Here is a 13,655-nt window from a genome sequence, read left to right as displayed (position 1 = left end):
GTATTAGGTTTTTTCAGCGTTTAATAGCAGCGGTAACTAGTGTTGCTTTAACTGTTAGTTCTGCGTCAGCTCAAGTAAATACCTACACGTTTACCCCAGTAGCCGGCACGTTCACACAGCTGACCGGAGGAACTGCCGTGCCTGCCCTGTTAACCGACGATGCTCTGTCATCGACTATTCAACTGGGTTTCTCCTTCGCTTATGATGGCAGTATTTATACCCAGCTGCAAGCTTCCTCCAACGGATTTCTAACATTCAATACAGCTAACACAGCTCTCGGTCAGGAGAATAATCTGACGGCGGCCTCAGCCCCACGGCCGTTGCTGGCTCCGCTCTGGGACGATCTTAGCGGTATTGCAAGCGCTAATGGTGGGGCGGCCTCCTACTTGACTACGGGTACGGCTCCGAACCGGGTTTTCACGTTTGAATGGCGCAATTTCCTTTGGGACTACGATGCTCCTGCCCCGGCCGTATCGTTCCAAGTGAAACTGTATGAAGGCTCCAACAACATCGAGTTTATTTATCGCCGTGAGGCTGGGACACTAAATTCGGCAAGTGCATCCATTGGACTAGGGGGGCTAGGAACCGGAGCAGGAAGCTTTCTGGCCCTCAACAACGCCTCGGCTACTCCTACAGCCAGCTCCACTGTCGATCCATTGAATATTGCTGCCGTTCCGGCCACTGGACAGATATATCGCTTTGCACCCCCCGCCAACGTATGTGGTACGCTTCGCAACTTTGCGGTTAGCTCGGTGAGTGGAACTTCAGCCACCCTTACTTTCTCGCCCGGTGCAGGCCATACCAGCTACACCGTAACCTACACCCCGACAGGAGGCACAGCTACTACCTTAACGCCTGCGCCCACTAGTTCTCCCATTGTTATCACTGGCCTTACCAACAGCACGACCTATGCGCTCAGGTTGCAAACCAACTGCACCGGCGGCGTAACGGGCACTGTAATAAACACTACTTTTACGACTGGCCCCACTAACGACGATCCGTGCGATGCCATACCACTGCCCGCACCGTCTGCCGGCGCCACTCCCCTTAATGCTACCAACTTAGGGGCTACCACCACTACGGCCAGCGTGGCTCCCGGCTACACCAACCCGCCTCCTATGGGCTGCGGAGTAGCTGTCAATCCTAAGGATGTATGGTTCCGTTTCACTACGACGGCCAGCGGAGCGGGTAGTACCAACGTAGGTATCGCTACTACGGGCTCAGCGGCGGGTTCTGTTCGAGTGTTTTCGGCCACGACATGCTCTTCGGGCTTTAGGCAAGTGGCCTGCAAAGGCGGCGAAACCAACAACTCACCCGCTGGTTCTTTGAACGTAACGGGCCTCACCCCAAATACCACCTACTACATTGCAATAGCGCCATACGCTACTTCCGACGTACAAGGCGCCTTCTCTATCGCCCTGACCAACACAGTGCTAAGTACGCAGCAGCAACTAGCCAAAGGTGAAGTACAGATATTTCCGAACCCCACCAGTACGGGCCAACTCATGGTGCGTGTAAATGGTACTGCTGCTTTGGGTACGGCCCAAGCCACCTTGCTCAATCCGCTTGGTCAGGTAGTAACCGAGCGTACACTGATAATTCGTGGGGGAACGGCTGAGCAGTCGTTCAACACGTCGGCCTTGGCTAAGGGCATTTATATGCTGCGGCTGCAGGCCGGCAAACAAACCGTAGTACGGAAGGTAGTAGTGGAATAACGCCTGAATAAGACGTCCGCCTCTTCGACAGCAAAGGCAGCATCCATGCGGGTGCTGCCTTTATTGCTTTCAGTGGGTATCGTGTCCTGATTTTCAATTGGCAGAAGATTGACTACTGTTCTGCACAAGCTTACATACCTAGGTATGAGACAAGGCATATCGAGGAACCAGATGTGTAAACAAGCCTGAGCAAGTGAGCTGCACAGTATGTAGCGTCTCTTGAGGTTGCACGTTTGTGTAGCGCACGACTTGGTTGTTAGTGAAGGGTGCAAAATGGCTGTACATGCCGTTTCTCTATGAGGTTGTTAGCGTCTATTGTGGCGCAGGCCACGTACCAAAAAAGGTGGCTCCTCTACGGGAGCCACCTTTCTAGAAAGCTTACGGCTTCACTTACTATTGCTTCATCAGCTTCACCACGGCAGTGCCATCAGGCATATCCAGGTGGAGTTGATATACTCCGGTGCTTAGCTTGCTCAGGTCGAGCGAATGCTGAAGCGGAGCGTTGGTTTTGTTGAGTACTGCTCGCTCAACGGTGCGGCCCAGGGCGTCGGTAACGCGCAAGGTGATAGCACCGCGCTGGGCGTTGTCGATATTCACTTGGAACAAGCCCGCGCTCGGGTTCGGGAACACCTGTACGCCACGGAGTAAGGCCGCGCTCTTGTTGCCCAGTATGGTTACGCTCACGCAGCTCTCGTTGGAATAGGCAGAAGTCCCAGTGGCGTTTACTGCCCGAATGCGGTAGCAGTAGGTGGTGCCACTGATAGCACCACTAATCTGGTCGGTAGTAAAGGTGGTATTAGCGGGCACAGTAGCCACAAGCTGGTACGCTGTGTTGTTTGAGCCCGTCCGCTCAATCTGGTAACCTGTTTCGTTGCTGGCGTTATCCAGCCATAGCAGGTTAACGTTGGCTACGTTGTTGGTTATGCCATTGAGAATGGCCGTCAGTGCTGTTGGAACGGCGGGAACTTCACCTACCGTGCAAAGCTCCAAACTCCAACCGGTAAGCTCCCCGCCGTTGCCGGGGGCATTATCAGCTATAGTCAATGTCCAGTTGCCGTTGGCAGGGTCATTCAGCAATTCAGCAAACGAGTTGGCCGGCCGGTACGTGGGGCTGCCCGTGAGTGGGCAGGTCACGGCCGAAGCTGCCGCATCGCTCAAGCTAAGGTTGATATTCGCCGTGCCGGGGCAGGCATTCGCCAACAGCACCACTGTGCGGCCCGCGGGGTTGGTGAGCGAAATTGTCAGTTCACCCACGTTCGGGTGAGTGATGGCCAAGTTGCTGATGCGAATGTCACCTACCCGTTCTCCGGTTTGCACGTTTAGCACCGAGGTTATGGTGTTGGCCGTCGTCGCCCCAATAGTCACGGGTACTTGCGTGGCCGTTGTGGTGGTGCAGGTCAGGGTGCCAATTTGGAAAGCCGTGATATCTGAATACGGCGCGGTGGCGCAGGCACTGATGCCTCGTACGCGCCAGTAGTAGGTGCTGCCCGTGATTAAGTTCAACGAAGTAGCCGTAAAACTGGTAGTAGTAATGGCGGCCTGCGTTAAGAGCACCGTATTAAAGTTCGCGTCAGACGCTATCTGCACTTCGTAAGCAGTGGCGTTTGGCACCGGGGCCCATGTGAAGCGTGGCCGTGGGCCGACCCGGTTTCCAGTCGTTGGGGTAAGGGGCATAGCAACTGCGGTAGCAGCCGGCAACACCCGGAAACTGACTTGTTGGGCTTGGCTTTGAGCGCCGCTAGTGCCGGTTAAGGAAATAGTGTAAAGGCCGGCGGCAACAGTGGTAGTAGTAGCAATGGTAGCTTGTACCGTGGTGCCAACCGCAGCGCTACTGTTGTTGTAGCTCACCGTAATGCCCGCTGGCAAGTCGCTGGCCGATAAGGCTACTGTGCCGGTGAAGCCCTGAATGGCCCCCACCGTAACCGGTACGGTTAAGGTGGCACCGGGGCAAAAAGAGGAAAGCTGGGTAGCCGCTGTGCCCAGGAAGAAGGTGGGGACACCACTATTGCGAATAGTGAAGTTCTGATTGGAAAGATCGAAAAAGATATTACCCGAAGCCTGCACCTTGATGCGGGCTGTGGTGGTAGCCGCCACAGTGGTCGGCACGGTTACGTTCTCGAAACCGTCGTTGGGCGTGTTTGCCAGCAGCACCGTAGGGAAGGTTAAGCCACCGTCCGTAGAAAGCAGAATGTCCACGTTGGCTGCGTTGATGGGGGCAGCAGTGGTGTTGGCTACATCCCAGCTCACTTGCTGAGGCGCACCAACTTGCCAAGAGGCCGTAGCCGTATTAGGCAAGGCCACCAAAAAAGGTCCGGCAGTACCGGATACGGCTACAGTCATCGAGTCGTAATCTGCACCCCCGCCCGTCGCGCGGTTGTCACGGGCTACGAGGCGGAATATCAAACGGCGCGAGTAAGAAGGCAGAATCTCTCCCAGCGCCGTGGTGTTCGCCAGCAGGTTAGACAGCCGCGGGAACGTGCGCGACGGACTAGTTGTGGGCGAGAAAAACCGGAAAATAGGCGCGTCGCCCACCGGAGCGGTAGGCGCGCCGGCAGGGCCTAGATTGAATTGCTCCCAAGAGTAAGTAAGCGGGTCGCTATCAGCATCCGTGGCCGAACCGGTGAGGGTGAAAGGCGTGCCTATCGGAATTCTGTAGTTGGCGCCAGCATTCACCACGGGCGGCGTGTTGCCGGTAGCCGTATTAACACTGCAGTTGCCAAGCCCGTTTATGTACGTAACAATCTGATCGAAGCTGCGGCTATGGAAATACGGGTCGCTGTTTGGCTGCGTATTTTGGGGAGAGCAAATACCGGCGTAGGCCATGATGGTAGTACCGCTGCCAGGCTCATAAGCCGAGCCAGCCGAGCGATTACCACCCGCGCAACTGCCTGTGCTGCCATTGAACGTATGATCTCCGCCAAACTGGTGGCCCATTTCGTGCGCTACGTAGTCGATGTCGAAGGCGTCGCCGGTGGGGTTAGGTAAACCAGTGGTGCCGCGGGCTTTCAGGCCAGTCTGGCACACAGCGCCAAGTCTAGCAATACCACCGCCATCGGTATTGAAAATGTGGCCAATGTCGTAGTTAGCCGTTCCGATGCGCTGATCTACAGTTGTTTGATTGGTGGCTAGCGTAGCGGAGTTGCTGAGGTTGGTGTACGGGTCGGTGGCAGCATCCAGGAAAATGAGCGTGTCCGTTTTCGGAATCAACACAAAGCGGATAGCCAACTCCTGCTCATACACACCACTCACGCGGTTCACCGATGCCACGATGGCCGCCAGCGCGCCCACCGTAGTGCCGCCCTTGGTAGCGGCATATTCGCCGGTACAAGCCATGGCTAAGCGGTAAGTTCGCAGCGTAGTGCCGTTGGGTGAGCGGGCCGCGGTAGGAGCCGGCAGCACTGGCGCCGTTTCCGTTGTGTAGCACACCTGGTTTTGCCCCGCCATGTTCATGCTGCTCTTGTTGAACACAAGGTGTTGAACCGCGTTGCCGTCAGCCGCCGGGTCGATATACACCGTGCGGCCAGCGCCTTGAATCATAGCGTGAAAACCAGCCGGCGACACATCCAGCCGGACACTGGCCGAGGCATCATCGAGGCTCTGGCCCACGTAGGTTTTAATCATCGGATAGCGCGCCGCCAGCTGCGGGGCCATCACGGGCACTTGCGCCATCCGATAACGCTCCGAGGTGCCATTGGGCAGCGGCAAAGAAATCACAATAGTAGAGCTGCGCAGGCTGGCTTCGGTAGGAGCATCGGCCAGCGCCGCTCGCAGAGCCGGTAGCTGCACACTCACGGCGCGATACTGGCTCAGGGCTTGCGTAGTGACCCTGGAAGCGATTGGTAACGGCTCTGTGGCATCAGCCCATAGCACCCGTTGTGCGGTAGCCGCGAGTGGAGACCCCGCCGCCAGGAGCAAGCCCCCTAGAACGGCTTTGTGCCAAACGCGCCGCGAGAAAGTAAAGGGTAACAGCATAGTAAAAAAGGAAAAGCGAAAAGTGGAAAATGTCACATTTAGATTCTTTCAGTACAAAAAGCGTGGTAATATCGTAATAATGTGCCATTTTAATGCTAGTATAATATAATTACAGCTTTTCTCAATATGTTAAGTTTCTGTTACGTATAGCAATAAAGCCAATATTTTGCACTTCTTAAATTTACTTATTAAGATGCAGCTTAGTATGTTTGGCTGTACAATTATTTAAAACACATCACAGTAGAACCCATGAAAAATTCTTACCGTTTGCAAAATCCTTTGCGATTTTTGTTCATCACATCTATTTTTTTGATTTTTTCAAGTTGCGAAAAGGTCAACGATAATGTTAAGCCAAAGTTAAGCTCTACAAAAGTTGATGATGATAGAAGTGCTCCGATTGTATACTATAATACTGGAAACGGATACTTGTCATTTCCTACTCGTGAAAGCTTCGAATCTGTGCTTAGTTCGCTGGATGATTTACAACCTGACGAAACAATAGATGATCATTTAAGTAATTGGGAAAATATTCAAGGATTTTCTTCTTTGAGAAAGCAGTACGCTGACGCAGAAGCACAAGGGGATTCTTCAGTTTGTCCGGTAGGAGATATGTATTTTGCGACTTTATTATCACCGGAAGGAACCGTGCAAATTTCAGAAAAGATTTATAAACTTGATTTTGCAGCCGGGAAAGTGACATATATTCCGGAGGATAGGTATTCTGATCTATATTCCTCTATGTCACGAGGTTCTTACAGTGATGATGTTAACTATTACTATCTTAATGAAGATGTGCTTGATCTAGTTGATGCAGGAGATCAGGGAACATCTGCACGCAATATTAGAATAGGCTCTGGTATAGGTTGTGCTCCAGGAGCTGCTGCACAAGTTGATGATGACTACGATTATATAGATAGTGATGAGCGTTTAAAATGTAATGTGGAATATCAAAAATATGGTTTGTATTTTTCACTCCTTGCTAAGGTTAAATATCAAAATAGATTTTTAAGAGTTTGGTTCGCAAAGAAGGCCTGTATGAGTATTATTGCTAATCCCGGAGCATATTGGCGTGAGAAATGCTTGAATACTACTGATTCGGACTTTGGCTCAACTGCTAATGCTTGCAGTGATAATACTGCAGTAAGACGTTATTACGAGGGTACTCGCGGTTTGAATTTGTACCAAGTGGGAGTTGTATTCGGATGTGGCGGTTTTCGTTCTAGACGCTATTACATCAATCAATAAATAAATAAATGATATGTGACTAACGTACACAAAATCATTTTACTGGTAAATCTAGTATCTATCTCTGCTCAAAATAGTTTTGCTCAAGCAAAAGTCTATCTTGATGCAGGGATAGGTTTTGGATATAACTATGCAGAGGGTGGACATTTTGGATGGGCTAATGAACCTTTTATAAAAAGGCAATTTATTCTTCATAATTTTCTAAATATTCAACCACGGGTTCAACTTAATAAAAAATTTTCTTTTGCATTAGGATATAGAGGCAGTGGTTTGTCTTGGGGATATAAAATCAAGGTTCCGGATAATATAACTGTAAATGCGTCTAAGAAAGGGGATAAACAAGGACATGCAAATAGTGCCTATTTGCATCAATTTCCTCTTATGTTAAATTATTTAGTCAAACGTTATAATATACGTGCTCTAGATACCTTAGATAAAGCCTATTTGCTTAGCTTTAAGTTAGATGTCTTTCTCGGCGGAGGGCTAAATCTAATAGGTAATAATTGTTTGAACTGTGGTAATTTTAATTCTACAACTATTACTGGACAGACCAATCCAGCACGAGATATAATTGAATTTCGTCAACAGCCATACTACAATCATAAATGGGGGAGTTTCTTAACTATAGGTGTCATGGCTCACTTTTATCGATTGGGAAAAGAACGCTTGAATTTAAGTTTTGCTATTACTCAAGGCTTTACAGATATGATTTTAGTGCCTGTGCAATATAGTTACAACGGTAATTTAGGTGCTGCTAAGATGCATGTACGTGGGTCTGGTATATCGGCTACGTTAGGCTATCCAATACTCATCAGTACTTTTAATAAGAGATAAAATATAGGTTCAAAAAAACCAGCACCTGATTTGCATAAGAAGTCGGGTGCTGGTTTTGTTTTGGATGTGGTGCGTCAGCCACTTATGTCTCTTAAGAAGCCGTAGAACCGACATTATCATCCATCACAGTAAAACTAGTGTCCTACCTTTGAGTACCTTGCTACTGTCTGTTGCTTGATAAATAAACTTTTCAGCTGCTTGACTTTTTAGCATACAAAGTTGACTGGATTGATTCGGGAGGCAGCACGCCGCGGTACGTTTGGCTGGAAAATTTGCCGTTCGATTTCTTTCCTGCCGATTTGGTGAGCCAAGCGGCCAGTACTACGCCGGCGCCCACGGCTACGGCCGCCGTTACGGCCGGGTGAAGAACAGCGGTGGTGTAGAGACTGGTCTCGCGGGTATGGCCATCGTAGTTGCCGCGGGCTTCCAGTTTGCCGGTGGGTTGGTCGAGGCCATTGTTTTCAAGTGCACCAGCAGGGTATTCCGCCTGCTCTTGCTTTACAAACACGTTTTCCATGAACTTGTCGAGTAAGCGCGGAACCCAATGGTTCATGGTTTCCATCATTTTGCCGCCGCCGCCTACGGTTACTTCGCGGGTGGGCGTTTCGGCGGCGTGCAGAATAGCGCGGGCCACGGTTTCGGGTGCGTAGGCCGGGGGCGCGTGCTTGGCCTCCCGCTCCATGTAGTTTTTGGCGTGTAGCGGGTAAGGCGTATCAATAGCGGCCGGCTTGATGAGCGTAACCGAAATGGGGGCTTCATCGAGCTCCAACTCCATGCGTAACCCATCGGTGAAGCCTTTTACCGCGTGCTTGCTGGCACTGTAGATGCTTTGCAGAATAGCGGTGGTTTCCGACAAGATACTGCCCAGGTTGATGATAGCGCCCCCACGTTGCTTGAGGTGCTTAGCGGCTTCCAACGACCCGTAGATCAACCCCCAGACGTTGGTTTCAAACAGCTTGCGCATGTCCTCAATAGGCACTTCTTCGAGCTTGCCATAAATGGAAACCCCCGCGTTGTTGATCCAGGTATCAAATCCTCCAAACTGCTCCTGCGCTGCTTGGGCAATGCGCTGCACTTCTTCCTGGCTGCTCACATCGGCCACCACGTAGGTTGCCTGGCCACCGTCTTCTTGAATTTCGCTGGTGAGCTGCTGCAGGGCTTCTTCGCTGCGGGCTGCCAGCACTAGCTTGGCGCCTTGCTTGGCCGCCATACGCGCCGTAACCAATCCTATGCCCGATGAGGCACCAGTAATAACAACTACTTGTTGGGAGAGCTTTTTTAGGTTGACTTTCATAGGTTGTAGGTAGGTTGAGTTCAATCAGGGCGTACGATGAAAGCTGGGCTTTGATCTAAAATCACTTGTTTATATGAGCAGGTAAGAGCAGGCTCTCCGCCTTATTTGCCGGATAATCTGCTTGCAAGCGAACAGTGCTTTGGAAAGCAAGAAGCCCTCTGGAATTGCTTTCAGAGGGCTTCTTTGGTTGTTTATTGCTTTTACGCGTCGGTCTTCACCAGCACCACTTGCGCTTTATCGGCCGCGCTGATGCGGCGGCGGAAGTCTTGGTACGCGGGGTACTCAGAGCGGGCGAATCGGGTGCGGGGTACCAGAAGCCGGCGTACGTACAATAGGGTGCCATCGGGCAGGGCTTGCACTTGGCTGGAATACGTGCCAAAGGCGGTGTTGAGCTGCACGGGTGCCGGCAAACTTTCGGGCTTGAAGCCTGCCGGCACGTGAATGCGCACCGTATCGGCGTAGCTGAACGGATTTTCGAGCCAGATGGCAGTCCGCCGTTCACCCGCACTTGGTGGCAGCGCACTCCAGCGGCTAAGCAGGTTAGGGGTCAGAAAAGCCCGTTTGCCCGATACGTTGGCCCAGCCCGGCAGAGCCAAACCTAAGGTTTCGGTAAGCGCCGGTACCGAGCCGCGTCTGTCGGCAGTGTAGGCTAGCTTATTGATCGTGAAGTTGGCCAGTGGCAGGTGTTCGGCCAGCACCTTCTTCTGATCGACCACATTCATGGAATTGGCCAGCGCGGCATAATTGTCTTGTTCCAGCCCAGTGCGGCGGGTCCGGATGCTGGCGGTGGCGCTGCCTTTCTCGTCCAGATACACGTCGGCCAGCCGCTCGCGTCTGTTATCCGGGGCGCCGTAGCGGGGCGTGCGTACCAGTTTGCCACCTTGGGGCGTGACAAGCAGGGCGTGGCGGTTGCCGGTGAAGCTGCTCATATAGCCAAAGGCGTTGGTTTGGCTGGTGCATTCCAGCCAAACCGTGTCGCGCTTGGCAGCTTTCTGCAGCGGTACGCACAGCACCACGTGGTTGAACTGTTGGCTCGGAAACTCGGTGCGAATATCTTCCTCATCGGCCCGCACCAGCGCACAATGCGCCGTAATGCCGGCCGCCTTCAACAAGGCTTGGCAGTAGTTGGTAAGGGCTTTGCAGTCGCCATAGCCATTGGCCGCTACGCTGGAAGCCGGAAACGTCTGCCAGCCGCCGATACCCAGCTGCACCGATACGTAGCGCGTGTTGGCCTGTAGCCACTCATATACTTTCTTGATGCGCGCCCGCTCGTCGGTTTCGCCTTCTACCAAGGCGGCTATTTTCGCTTGTAGAGCAGCCGGTAATTCGTCGCGCCCCCTATTCAGTTGGTAGCTCCAAAGACCGAGTGTTTGCCAGGAAGTGAGGGTGCCTAGGTGGCCCTGCACTTCAAACTGGCTCGGCGCCGTAAACACCACGGGCGTCGTTTCCGACACGGGCGGACCGTCGGGCTCGTCTTCTACGGCGGCCAGGTTCTGCACCCGCCACTCGTAAGCTTGCAAGCCGCCCGCTTGGGTGGTGCGCGCCACGGCCGTGCCAGTGGGCAGGTCCCGCTCCAGGTAGCGCAGCGGCAACTCGGTGGGCGTCAGTACCCGGAATACCGCTTGCTCCACTGCTACCTGCTCGGTGGCCTGGGGCCGCCAGGTGGAGTAGAAAAGCGTGTTGGTGGAACTGATTTCGTATTCAAATTCCACCGTGTAAGGATATTGCGGCTGGCGCAAATCGGCGGAGCGGCCCCGCCCATCATTAGCCAAACTGAACCCATCGGATAGGGATACGTCCTTGATGTCCGACGACTTGAGCGTGCGCAATAGGCGGCCGTCGGCATCGTACACGAAGCCGCGCAGGTAGTTTACCGAGTTCAGCTGGTCGTAGTACACCACCTTGGTGCCAAACCGGGAGCCTGCCTCATCGAATACCGTAACGGCGCGGCGCTCGGTTTCAACGGTGCGGCCCGCCGACTTCACCAGCAACGTTTCTTCGGATAGCCGAACCACCGCGTGCGCATTTTCACGCAAAGCGGCGGGAATGTCTGCCACCAAATACTTAGGAGTCGGGCCCGCCAGTACGGTACCCGCCAGCAAGCTAGTACCCAACAGCAGGCTCATCTGGCGGCCCGGGTTCAGGAAATGCAGGCAGTGGCTCATGATTTCTTCTTCAACACAATTTGCTCGGTCTGTTTGGCGACCACCAAGCGGTAGAACTCGCGCAGGCTGGCGTATTCTGCGGCCGAGTATACGGGCCGAGTTAGGTTGAGCCGGCTCATAATCTGAATGGTAGTGCCCGAAGGCTGAGCCTGAAACAGGAACCGGCCCCCGTTGTCGGGCAAGGCAATGGAGGCCGCTTTCGGCAGTTCTTCCACTTCGTAGCCGGCGGGCAGCGTAAGGGTCATCACCAGCGTCTCATCCATAGCAAAGCCAAAGTCCACCGGAAATTTGCGGTCTTCGTGCACGAAGGGGTTGCGGGCATTGCCGAAGTGTTGCAGCGGCTTCAGGTAAAGCATGCCGGCTGGGGCGTCGCCACCCGCTGCCGTTAGCTCGTAGTCGAAGGTGAGAGGCTTATCGAGGGTTTCGCGCTGGCCGAACTGGTACTTGCCTAGGTTCCAGCCTTCACGGCCGCGCAGCAGCTCTTCCACAAATTTCTTCTCGCCTTTCTCGCTTAGCTGGGTGCGCTGCTGCAAGCCTGCGTAGCCGCTGTGCTCGGAGTGCACCTTGCCGGTATACCCCCCTTTGTCATCCAGCGTGAGCTGAATCTGTTGGTACTCCGTGAGTCGTTGCTGGGGCACCAGGCTAACCCAGCGCGACTCGGCGGCCTTGGGCATAATGAGGCGACCAGTGCCGTTGAGGCAGCGCGTAGGCAGCATGCCGCAAGGCAGCAGTTCTTCGGTGGCATCCAGCATCATCTCCTTGCCTTCGGGCAGTGCCACGTGCGCCATTACATAGTTGAAGCGCGAAAGCAACGGCATAAACTCCTGATTGACCATGCCGTGGCTGCGGGTACTCAGCAGCACCGGGTTGGCCTGAAAACCAGCCTCCCGCAAGGCGGCAATCAGCAGCAGGTTCACGTCGGCGGCCGTGCCGCGGTGCTGGTCGTAGGCCTTGCGGATGGTGGTGGTGCTATACAGCCGGTCGTGGCCGTCGTATTTCACGGCTTTGCGCACCAGGGTATGAATGGCCGCTATGCGTGCCGCCGGATCTTTTTCCTGCGCCAGCAGCGCGGTAAGCTGCTCTTTCAGGAAGCTGCCTCGCTTTAGCTGCACCCCAAAATTCTCGTCTGCCAACAAGTCGTCGTTGATTTTCTCCCAGCTGTCGGCCACCGCCCGATACGGTTGCCCTTCCCAACGCACCCCCGCCAACTCGAAGTCGATGCGCGAAATGTAATTGCGGTAACTGGTCATGAACGGCTCCTCCCGGAAAGCAGGCACATCTTTCGTTACCCAGCGGTGGGTTTTCAGCGGCACATTAACCGTGGTGCTACTCCCCGAAACGCGTTGCGTATTCATGCCAGCCCCAACGAAGCCTCCACCCTCTGATACGGTTACCTGCATGGTGCCATCCGAGTGCTCACCGATAGTGGGCGCCACGTAGCCTTGCATCAGCATCTTATAATCGAAGTAAGTTGGAATAGAGGCTCGGTATTCACTCCAACGCACCGGAATCGTATGCTGAAATTGCCAGTCCTGAAAGTTGAAGGTGAAGTCGGACAGCACGGTATACGAGTACTCGATAACCGAGCCTTCGCGCACGTTGGGCAGCGTAAACTTGCGCATCGTTACGTTGGAGCTGGCTTCCTCACGGAAGATGGTTGCGTCGAATTTCTCCTTGGCAACTTCGTTGTTCACCATATTATAGGTGAAGCCTTTTACGTTCGTGAGCTTTTCCTCGCGGCTGCTCTGGTGGTAGAGTGGCACTTCCACCGTTGCCCACTCGTAGCCGGCTTTGCGTAAAATTTTGATGCGCGTAACCCGGTCGAATACCACGCGGAAGTCCCCGTCGATGTACTCGAAGCGGGAGCGGCCATAGTCGCAAAGTACCACTGCTTCCGCCGCGCTGTCGGCCACGAAGCTTTTAGAATTGAAGTCCTCAAGGTTGGGCTTGCCGAATTTAATAGGGTCGGTTTGGCCTAAAGCCGGTAGCGAGGCGGCGCTACCAAGCGCGCCTAATAGCGCAAGCTGGCAGAATACACGTTTTTTCATATAATGAATAGGTGAGGAGAAGCAAAATGCGGTCGGCCTTCTCGCAAGGAGAAAGAAGAAAATATGCTTGATCTAGATAAAGTAGAGGCGAGTCGAAGAGGATTTAAATATCACCTTTTTGCAGGTAAACTCATCAATGAAAAGACAAAATTAAAGTTTATTAATTATTGATATAATTTTACTTGCTTTCGAGCTTCTATTCTCTTTCTAGACACAGTGAAACCGGTTAAGAAGTTGCTCGACTGTCATGCCGGACGCCGCCGAAGCTCCTTGGGTGCTGATGCTGGATTACTGATCGGACGTCAGCATGCAAGGTGTTTCAACAAGTAGACGCCAGATCAAGCAGGACGGTCTAGAGGGTTTAGCTGACTTCCTAAACGGC

General features: G+C 53.3%; 7 protein-coding genes. 3 read left to right on the top strand and 4 right to left on the bottom strand.

The window, feature by feature from the left end; translation table 11 throughout:
- Window positions 1–137: 137 nt before the first annotated feature.
- Entirely contained in the window at window positions 138–1,715 is a 1,578-nt protein-coding gene (locus tag VF639_RS03295; protein WP_331144457.1) for a T9SS type A sorting domain-containing protein, read from the top strand.
- Window positions 1,716–2,108: 393 nt separating this feature from the next.
- Here the strand turns inward: VF639_RS03295 and VF639_RS03290 are convergent, their stop codons facing one another.
- Entirely contained in the window at window positions 2,109–5,687 is a 3,579-nt protein-coding gene (locus tag VF639_RS03290; RefSeq protein ID WP_331144456.1) for a reprolysin-like metallopeptidase, read from the bottom strand.
- A gap of 249 nt (window positions 5,688–5,936) precedes the next feature.
- Between VF639_RS03290 and VF639_RS03285 the strand changes: the two genes are divergently transcribed.
- Both VF639_RS03285 and VF639_RS03280 read left to right on the top strand, forming a co-directional pair.
- A complete protein-coding gene (locus VF639_RS03285) occupies window positions 5,937–6,932 on the top strand; it encodes a hypothetical protein (protein ID WP_331144455.1) in 996 nt (331 codons plus the stop codon).
- A 15-nt stretch (window positions 6,933–6,947) separates the two neighbouring features.
- The gene (locus VF639_RS03280; protein ID WP_331144454.1) at window positions 6,948–7,766 is read left to right on the top strand and encodes a hypothetical protein; all 819 of its coding nucleotides are present in this window, start codon (window positions 6,948–6,950) and stop codon (window positions 7,764–7,766) included.
- Window positions 7,767–7,956: 190 nt separating this feature from the next.
- On the opposite strand, the gene VF639_RS03275 is transcribed toward VF639_RS03280, so the two are convergent.
- From VF639_RS03275 to VF639_RS03265, 3 genes are all read right to left on the bottom strand, one after another.
- Window positions 7,957–9,060, bottom strand: a complete 1,104-nt coding sequence (locus tag VF639_RS03275) for an SDR family oxidoreductase (protein ID WP_331144453.1) — start codon at window positions 9,058–9,060, stop codon at window positions 7,957–7,959.
- 200 nt (window positions 9,061–9,260) lie between these two features.
- Entirely contained in the window at window positions 9,261–11,225 is a 1,965-nt protein-coding gene (locus VF639_RS03270; RefSeq protein ID WP_331144452.1) for a DUF3857 domain-containing protein, read from the bottom strand.
- On the bottom strand, window positions 11,222–13,273 hold the full coding sequence (locus VF639_RS03265; protein WP_331144451.1) for a transglutaminase domain-containing protein: 2,052 nt from the start codon (window positions 13,271–13,273) through the stop codon (window positions 11,222–11,224). The genes VF639_RS03270 and VF639_RS03265 overlap by 4 nt, the downstream gene beginning before the upstream one ends.
- Between the last annotated feature and the right edge of the window lie 382 nt (window positions 13,274–13,655).

It is taken from the genome of Hymenobacter sp. (genome assembly GCF_036387835.1).
Lineage (GTDB): Bacteria > Bacteroidota > Bacteroidia > Cytophagales > Hymenobacteraceae > Hymenobacter.
This window is presented reverse-complemented; position numbering and strand designations above follow the sequence as displayed.

Bases quoted from the DNA above. Each gene is read 5' to 3' on its own strand.
- VF639_RS03290 (WP_331144456.1), bottom strand. From the start codon at position 5,687: ATGCTGTTACCCTTTACTTTCTCGCGGCGCGTTTGGCACAAAGCCGTT.
- VF639_RS03285 (WP_331144455.1), top strand. From the start codon at position 5,937: ATGAAAAATTCTTACCGTTTGCAAAATCCTTTGCGATTTTTGTTCATC.
- VF639_RS03275 (WP_331144453.1), bottom strand. From the start codon at position 9,060: ATGAAAGTCAACCTAAAAAAGCTCTCCCAACAAGTAGTTGTTATTACT.
- VF639_RS03270 (WP_331144452.1), bottom strand. From the start codon at position 11,225: ATGAGCCACTGCCTGCATTTCCTGAACCCGGGCCGCCAGATGAGCCTG.
- VF639_RS03265 (WP_331144451.1), bottom strand. From the start codon at position 13,273: ATGAAAAAACGTGTATTCTGCCAGCTTGCGCTATTAGGCGCGCTTGGT.